Origin of the sequence: Mumia sp. (assembly GCF_028803055.1) — a bacterium.
GTDB lineage: Bacteria > Actinomycetota > Actinomycetes > Propionibacteriales > Nocardioidaceae > Mumia.
In genome coordinates this window covers 1-6965 of record NZ_JARBCJ010000171.1, presented here as the reverse complement: position 1 = coordinate 6965, position 6965 = coordinate 1, and the positions used below count along the sequence as shown (strand labels likewise).

At 72.1% G+C, this 6965-nt stretch carries 9 protein-coding genes; 6 read left to right on the top strand and 3 right to left on the bottom strand.

The window, feature by feature from the left end:
* On the top strand, positions 1-518 hold a 518-nt coding region (locus tag PV363_RS14350; protein WP_301022666.1), incomplete at its 5' end, for a TetR family transcriptional regulator.
* 3 nt (positions 519-521) lie between these two features.
* Here the strand turns inward: PV363_RS14350 and PV363_RS14345 are convergent.
* A complete protein-coding gene (locus PV363_RS14345; RefSeq protein ID WP_301022665.1) occupies positions 522-1445 on the bottom strand; it encodes a DMT family transporter in 924 nt (307 codons plus the stop codon).
* A 105-nt stretch (positions 1446-1550) separates the two neighbouring features.
* Between PV363_RS14345 and nhaA the strand changes: the two genes are divergently transcribed.
* Positions 1551-2951, top strand: coding sequence for a Na+/H+ antiporter NhaA (nhaA, locus tag PV363_RS14340; protein WP_301022664.1), 1401 nt, complete (start codon positions 1551-1553; stop codon positions 2949-2951).
* Here the strand turns inward: nhaA and PV363_RS14335 are convergent.
* On the bottom strand, positions 2919-3473 hold the full coding sequence (locus PV363_RS14335; RefSeq protein WP_220342643.1) for a DsbA family protein: 555 nt from the start codon (positions 3471-3473) through the stop codon (positions 2919-2921). The two genes, nhaA and PV363_RS14335, sit on opposite strands and share 33 nt — an antisense overlap.
* A gap of 81 nt (positions 3474-3554) precedes the next feature.
* On the opposite strand from PV363_RS14335, the gene PV363_RS14330 reads away from it, so the two are divergent.
* From PV363_RS14330 to PV363_RS14315, 4 genes are read left to right on the top strand one after another with little or no spacing between them, the layout of a single operon-like run.
* Positions 3555-3905, top strand: coding sequence for a UBP-type zinc finger domain-containing protein (locus PV363_RS14330; protein ID WP_220342642.1), 351 nt, complete (start codon positions 3555-3557; stop codon positions 3903-3905).
* A gap of 38 nt (positions 3906-3943) precedes the next feature.
* A complete protein-coding gene (locus tag PV363_RS14325) occupies positions 3944-4108 on the top strand; it encodes a hypothetical protein (RefSeq protein WP_301022663.1) in 165 nt (54 codons plus the stop codon).
* 50 nt (positions 4109-4158) lie between these two features.
* Positions 4159-4998 (top strand): PhzF family phenazine biosynthesis protein, encoded by an 840-nt coding sequence (locus tag PV363_RS14320; protein ID WP_220366674.1) that lies wholly within the window; start codon positions 4159-4161, stop codon positions 4996-4998.
* A complete protein-coding gene (locus PV363_RS14315; protein ID WP_301022662.1) occupies positions 4995-6392 on the top strand; it encodes an FAD-binding oxidoreductase in 1398 nt (465 codons plus the stop codon). The genes PV363_RS14320 and PV363_RS14315 overlap by 4 nt, the downstream gene beginning before the upstream one ends.
* On the opposite strand, the gene PV363_RS14310 is transcribed toward PV363_RS14315, so the two are convergent.
* Positions 6305-6880: a hypothetical protein gene (locus tag PV363_RS14310; protein ID WP_301022661.1), complete on the bottom strand. Its 576-nt coding sequence runs from the start codon at positions 6878-6880 to the stop codon at positions 6305-6307. The two genes, PV363_RS14315 and PV363_RS14310, sit on opposite strands and share 88 nt — an antisense overlap.
* Between the last annotated feature and the right edge of the window lie 85 nt (positions 6881-6965).

The following is a 6965-nucleotide window of genomic DNA, read 5'->3' as shown; positions in this document are numbered from 1 at the left end:
AGCGCGGGTTCACCAAGACGGCCCTCTCCGAGGTCGCGTCGGCGGCGCAGGTCACGCGCGGCGCGGTCTATCACCACTTCAAGGACAAGCAGGACCTCTACCGCGCCGTGCTGGAGCGGACGGAGACCGAAGGGCTGGGCGCAGCCCGCGATGCCTTCCTCGCCCACGAGGACCCTGTTGCGGGCGCGTTCGCCGCGATGAGCGCCTATCTCGACCACGCCACGAACTCCGACTACGCCGAGATCGTGCTCCGGCAAGGCCCCATCGCACTGGGCTGGGAGCAGTGGAAGGCGTGCGAGGAGGAGTACGCCGCAGGGCTGATCGAGCAGATCGTGACCCGCTTGGTCTCCTCAGGGCGCATCCCGGCCCTCCCGATCGAGACCACCTCGTCGGTGGCGTTCACGATGCTCGGGGGGTGCGCGATGACGATCGCCGCGGCGTCGCCCGACGACCGTCCTCGCGTCCGGGAGGAGTGCGGCGAGGTCCTGAGCCGACTGGTCCGCGGCCTGCTGGTCTGACGGTCACCGCCGGCGGAGGCGGGTGACGGCCACTCCCACCAGGCACAGCACTCCGCCGGCGAACCCGAGAAGGGTGGGCACCTCGGCGAGGAACAGCCAGGAGAGACCGATCGCGATCGCCGGCACCAGATAGGTGGTGGCGCTGGCGGGACCGGCACCGACGCGGCGGAGCGCGTACGCCCAGACCGTGAACGCGAGAGCGGTGGGGAAGAGCCCGAGGTAGACGACACCGAGGATCGCGCTGGTGGGCGCGTCGGCGGTCTCCTCCACCAGCTGCCCGACGAAGGGCAGGCACGTCACGACACCGATGACGCAGCCGAGCCAGGTCACCGTGAGCGGGCTGACCGTGCCCATGACCGGCTTCTGGAGCAGCACGCCCGCCGCGTACAGCACGGCCGCGAGGACGCAGAGGACGACCCCGACCAGGTCGTTGCGGGAGCCGTCACCGCCGAGCGCGATCAGCGTGACGCCGGCGAACCCGATCGCCAGGCCGATCACCAGGGTCTTGGGGAACCCCTCGCCGAGGAAGAGGCCGGCGATCACGGCGATGAGGATCGGGCCGAGCTGGACGAGCATCGCGGCGGTGCCCGCGTCGACGTGCTGCTCCCCGGCGTTGAGCGCGACGTTGTAGGCGCCGAACCACAGCACGCCGTAGCCGGCGATCAACCAGGCCGTGCGCCCCCGCGGCAGGCGCTCGCGTCGGGCCGACAGCTGCCGCGGGACGAAGAGCACCGAGAGTGCGATCGCCGCCACGGCCAGCCGACCGAGCGAGAGGGCACCGGGAGAGTAGCTCTCGCCGATCGCACGGATGCCGACGAACGCCGACGCCCAGAGGAGGACGGTGACGCCGAGCGCGGCGAAGGACAGGTCTCGCCCGGCGGGGACGGTGGTGCCGGGCTGGCCGGTGCCGGTGGTCGAGGTAGTCACCGCTCGACAATAAGGATCAGGTACGACAGAACACCATGCGATTCCTGCCGATCCCGCGTACGGATCGCGCCACCCACCAACCGGCGGTCTGGCACGCTGATGTCCGTGACCGACCCGATTCCCACCGGTGTCCCCACTCGTCCAGGACCGCGGCCGCGCGTCGTGGTGCCGTACCCGCGCCTGACCCCCGGGCTCCGTCGCTACTTCGCGACCGAGGGTGGGGGCGCCACGCTCCTGCTGGCCGCGTCGACCGCCGCGCTGGTCTGGGCCAACCTTCCGGGCGAGTCGTACGAGCACCTCTGGGAGACCGCGACGACCCTCGAGGTGGGGAGCTGGGGCGTGCACCTGTCCCTGCACCACTGGGTCAACGACGCCTTGATGGCGATCTTCTTCCTCGTCGTCGGACTCGAGGTCAACCGAGAGCTGACCGTCGGCGAGCTGCGCAGCTTCCGTGCCGCGTCGGTCCCGCTGTTCGCCGCGGTCGGAGGTCTTGTCGTCCCGATCGCTCTCTATCTCCTCATCGCGCCCTCGGGGCCGGACTCGGCGGGCTGGGGCGTCCCGATGTCGACCGACACCGCGTTCGTGATCGGCGTGCTCGCCCTCGTCGGCCCGCGGTGCCCCGACCAGCTGCGGGTCTTCCTCCTCACGCTCGCGATCTTCGACGACATCGGCGCGATCGCGCTCCTCGGCGCGTTCTACGCCGACGACCTGTCGATCAAGGCGCTCGTGCTGAGCGGTGTCCTCGTCGCGGTCCTGTTCGGGATGCGGTGGGTCGGCATCTGGCAGATCCCCCCGTACATCCTCGTCGGCATCGGGCTCTGGGTCACCGTCCTCGAGTCGGGCCTGCACCCGACCCTCGCGGGTGTCCTGGTCGGCCTGTCGGTCCCGACCCGACGGCGCGGTCGCGAGGACGAGGTCAGGCGCTACCTGGGGTTCTACGGTCGTGCGCTGATCGAGGACCTCGAGTCGTCGCGGTCGCGCCTGGCCGTCACCGCCGTACGCTCGGCCATCCCCACCAGCGACCGGCTGCTCGACGCGCTCCACCCGCTCAGCTCGTACCTGATCGTGCCGTTGTTCGGTCTGGCCAACGCAGGCGTGGTTCTGACCGGCGGCGCGATCGGCGACGCCATGAGCAGCCCGATCACGCTCGGTGTGGTCGCCGGCCTGCTCGTCGGCAAGGTCGTCGGCGTCACCCTCGGGGCGTTCGTCGCGCTCCGCACCGGGCTCGGGTCGCTCCCCGGGCGCGTCCAGTACGGGCACGTGGTCGGCGGCGCCTTCCTCTGCGGCATCGGCTTCACCATCGCGCTGTTCGTCAGCGAGCTCGCCTTCGACGACGAGGCGCTGCGCAACGAGGCCAAGGTCGGCATCCTCCTCGGGTCCTTGACCGCAGGGCTGGTCGGAGCGCTGGTGCTGCGCTACTTCGGCGACCGCCTGCCGTTGTGCTCTCCCGACGAGGCCGATGGGCCGCCTCCGCTACCGGAGGGGCCGTGGCGCGCGCCGGCGTGACAGCCCGACGGCTTCGCGGAGGTCCTTGACGGTGACCGCGTCGGTGTACGGCTCGCCGTTGACGAACAGCGTGGGGGTCCCGTGCACCCCTGCCTCGATGCCCTCGACGTAGTCGGCGCGGACCGCACTGGCGTAGGCCTGCGCCGCGTCACCGACGAGCTGGTCGGTGTCGAGGTCGAGCTGCTTCCCGTACCGGACGATCGAGGCGTCGTCGAGACTGTTCTGGTTCTTGAACAGCAGACCGGCCATCGGCCAGAACGCTCCTTGGTTGCCGGCGGCCTCCGCGGCCAACGCGGCGGTGAGCGCGAACGGGTGCACCGTGAACAGCGGGAAATGGCGCCAGATCAGGCGAACCTGTCCCTCGGAGCCCTCGATCAGGTCGTGCAGCACCGGCTTGGCCGCCCCGCAGTAGGGGCACTCGAAGTCCCCGAACTCCACGATCGTGAACGGCGCCTCAGGGTTGCCGTACGACCAGCGGAAGGCGAACTCGTTGTCGTGCTCGCGCTCCTCCTCGTCAGCCATGGCTCCATCGTGGCACGGGCTTCGACAGGTGGCGGGCGACCGGGCGACGTAGCCTGTGACGGGACCCGAAGGGGGGCTGCCATGACGGACGGCATCGACGTGAGCGTGCCACCGAGCGGACCTGGGTGCGCGGAGTGCGACGCGGCCGACCCGCAGGGGTGGTGGTTCCACCTGAGGCGCTGCGCCCAGTGCGGGCACGTCGGCTGCTGCGACTCCTCGCCGGCCGCGCACGCCACGGCCCACTGGAAAGCCACCGGGCACCGCTATGTCCAGTCGTACGAGCCGGGCGAGGACTGGTTCTACGACTACGAGGAGGAGTCGATCCTCACCGGCCCCCAGCTGGCGCCGCCGACCTCGCACCCGGACGACCAGCCGTCCCCGGGACCCGCCGGCCGGGTGCCTCGCGACTGGATGATGCACGTCCCGCGCTGAGCGGTGACGATGTCGGGACGCGGTCCTACGCTCTCCCCATGACCGACACGATCGAGGACCGTGACATCGCGTGGGCCCGCGGGCGGACCGACGAGCTCGGCGACCTCATGCGGACCAGTGGCCAGATCGGCGACGAGGTCCCGGTCGGGCCCGAGGCGTCCGGGACCGAGCGGCTGGTCGCCTTCCTGGGTCGCCGGTCCTAGGTTGTCGGTCCGACCGTGGCGCCGACCTGGTCCGGGCTAGCGTGACCTCCATGCCTGACGTGCTGCGCTACACCGCGTTCTCCGACCACCCGGCGGGCGGCAATCCCGCTGGCGTCGTGCTCGACGCTGCTGGGATGACCGAGTCGGAGATGCTCGCGACGGCGGCCGAGGTCGGCTACTCGGAGACGGCGTTCCTCGTGCCCCGTGACGAGGGCGGGCGGGTCTACGACGTCCGCTACTTCGCCCCCGAGGCGGAGGTCCCGTTCTGCGGGCACGCGACCATCGCGTCCGCCGTCGCGGTGGCCGAGCGCGCGGGTGCCGGTGCGCTCACCATGCACACGCCGGCCGGGACGATCGACGTGGACACGGTCGAACGCGACGGTCGGCTGTGGGCGACGCTGACCAGCGTGGACCCGCAGGTCGTCCCGGCCGACACGTCCCTCGTCGCCGAGGTGCTCGACGCGCTCGGATGGGCTCGCGACGACCTCGACCCCCGCTATCCGGTCTCGTGCGCCAACGCCGGCGTCTGGCACCTCGTCCTCGTCACCCGCACCCGCGAGCGGCTCGCACGACTGTCGTACGACTTCGACCGGCTCCGCGACGTCATGGAGCGGTCTCGGCTCACCACCCTCCAGCTCGTCTGGCCCGACCACTACGACACCTACCAGTCGCGCAATCCTTTCCCGGTCGGCGGTGTGGTCGAGGACCCTGCCACCGGAGCGGCCGCAGCTGCCTTCGGGGCCTACCTTGCTCACCACGGCCTCGCCTCGCCGGCCGCGTCGTTCACCATCGAGCAGGGTGTCGACATGGGCCGGCCGAGCCTCATCCATGTGACCCTGAGCAGCGACTCGCCGCGCGTGCGGGTCAGCGGCAAGGCCGTCGCGCTGTGAGCGACGCACCCCTGGTCAACGGTGCGGTCTCGTACTGGATGAGCGAGCTCGGCCGTACCAAGCCCACCCGACCGCCGCTCGGGGGCGACCACCGGGTCGATGTCGCGATCGTGGGCGGGGGCTTCACCGGACTCTGGACCGCCTACTACCTCGCGCAGGCCGAGCCGACCCTGCGGATCGCGGTGCTCGAGCGCGAGGTCTGCGGCTACGGCGCGTCGGGTCGCAACGGTGGCTGGCTCACGTCGGCGATGGCGGGCTCGCGGGAGGTGTACGCCGCAGCCCGTGGCCGCGAGGGCGTCGTGGCGCTCAGCGAGGCGATGAAGGCGACGGTCGACGAGGTGATCGCCGTCGCAGCTTCCGAGGGCATCGACGCCGACGTGGTCAAGGGCGGCGAGCTCACCGTCGCCTGCAACGCGGCGCAGGACGAGCGGCTCCGGGCCGACCACGCGTACGCCGAGTCCTGGAGCGACCACGACCACGAGCTGCTGGACGCCGACGGCGTCGCCGCCCGGGTCGCCGTCGCCGACGCGGTCAGCGGCCTCTGGACCCCGCACTGCGCACGCCTCCACCCCGCCAAGCTGGTCACCGGGCTGGCCGCCGCGGTCGAGCGCCTGGGCGTCGAGGTGTACGAGGGCACTGCGGTGACCGCGATCGAGCCGCGTCGCGTCCGGTTCCGGAGCGGGTCGGCGACGGGCACCGTCGCCGCGACGTACGTCGTGCGGGCGACCGAGGGCTTCACCGCTTCCCTGCCAGGTCTGCGGCGCACCTGGCTCCCGATGAACTCCGCGATGGTCGTCACCGAGCCGCTGGGCGCGGCCGTCTGGGACACCATCGGCTGGTCGGGCTACGAGACGGTCGGCGACCAGGCCCACGCCTACATGTACGCCCAGCGGACGGCCGACGACCGGATCGCGATCGGCGGTCGCGGCGTGCCGTACCGCTATGGCTCGCGCACCGACCACGACGGCGCGACCCAGCGCGCGACCATCGACAGCCTTCGTGACGTGCTCGCGCGGCGCTTCCCCGCAGCCGCCGGCGCTCGTCTGGACCATGCTTGGGCGGGGGTGCTCGGGGTCCCGCGCGACTGGTGCGCGACGGTCACGCTCGACCGTACGACCGGCCTGGCGGCCGCGGGCGGCTACACCGGGCACGGGGTGGCGACCACGAACCTGGCCGGGCGGACGCTGCGCGACCTCGTCCTCGGCGAGGAGAGCGCCCTGACGGCGCTGCCGTGGGTCGGTCACCGCACCCGGCGCTGGGAGCCCGAGCCGCTGCGGTGGCTGGGGGTGCAGGCGATGTACGCGGCCTATCGCGCGGCGGATCGCCGCGAGGACTCGAGAGGCGGGCGGACGTCGCGGATCGCCCGGCTCGCCGATGCCGTCAGCGGCCGGTGAGACAGCACCGCGCGCCTGAAGGCGCTGCGGGCGAAGACGGGTGTGCGGACGGGCTCGGGGGTCGTGGTGGTGGCCTCGCGCCTGCGCCGAGCCGCGGCGTCGTGCCGACCGAGCGCCAGACCGACGGTGGAGCAACCCCACGCCCCGACGACCAGCCCGGGTGAGAGCACCAGGAGGTCGTCGCGGAGCAGCGTCACGTCGGTGCCTCCAGCGGCGATCGCGCTCGCGGCCCACTGCCAGGTGACGCAGACGACGGCGGACACGACGCCGACGCAGGCCCACAGGGGGTAGGGCTTGGGGAGCCCTCGCCGCCCGTCGCGGAGCGCGACGGCTCCGGCCGTCGCGAACCACACCGCTGTGGTCACGACCGCGGATGCGATCGTCGCGTCGGGGGTGTCGCCGACCAGGAGCCCGACGGTCCGTCCGAGGACGATCCAGACTCCCAGCAGCACGACAACCCGGAGCGCGACGTCCCCCGAACGTCGCATGAGGACATCATGACCCGAGTCGGCTGATACGGCACGAGAGTGACCGATCCGGTCAGCGGCGCCGGTGGTCCATCAGGGTGAGGCG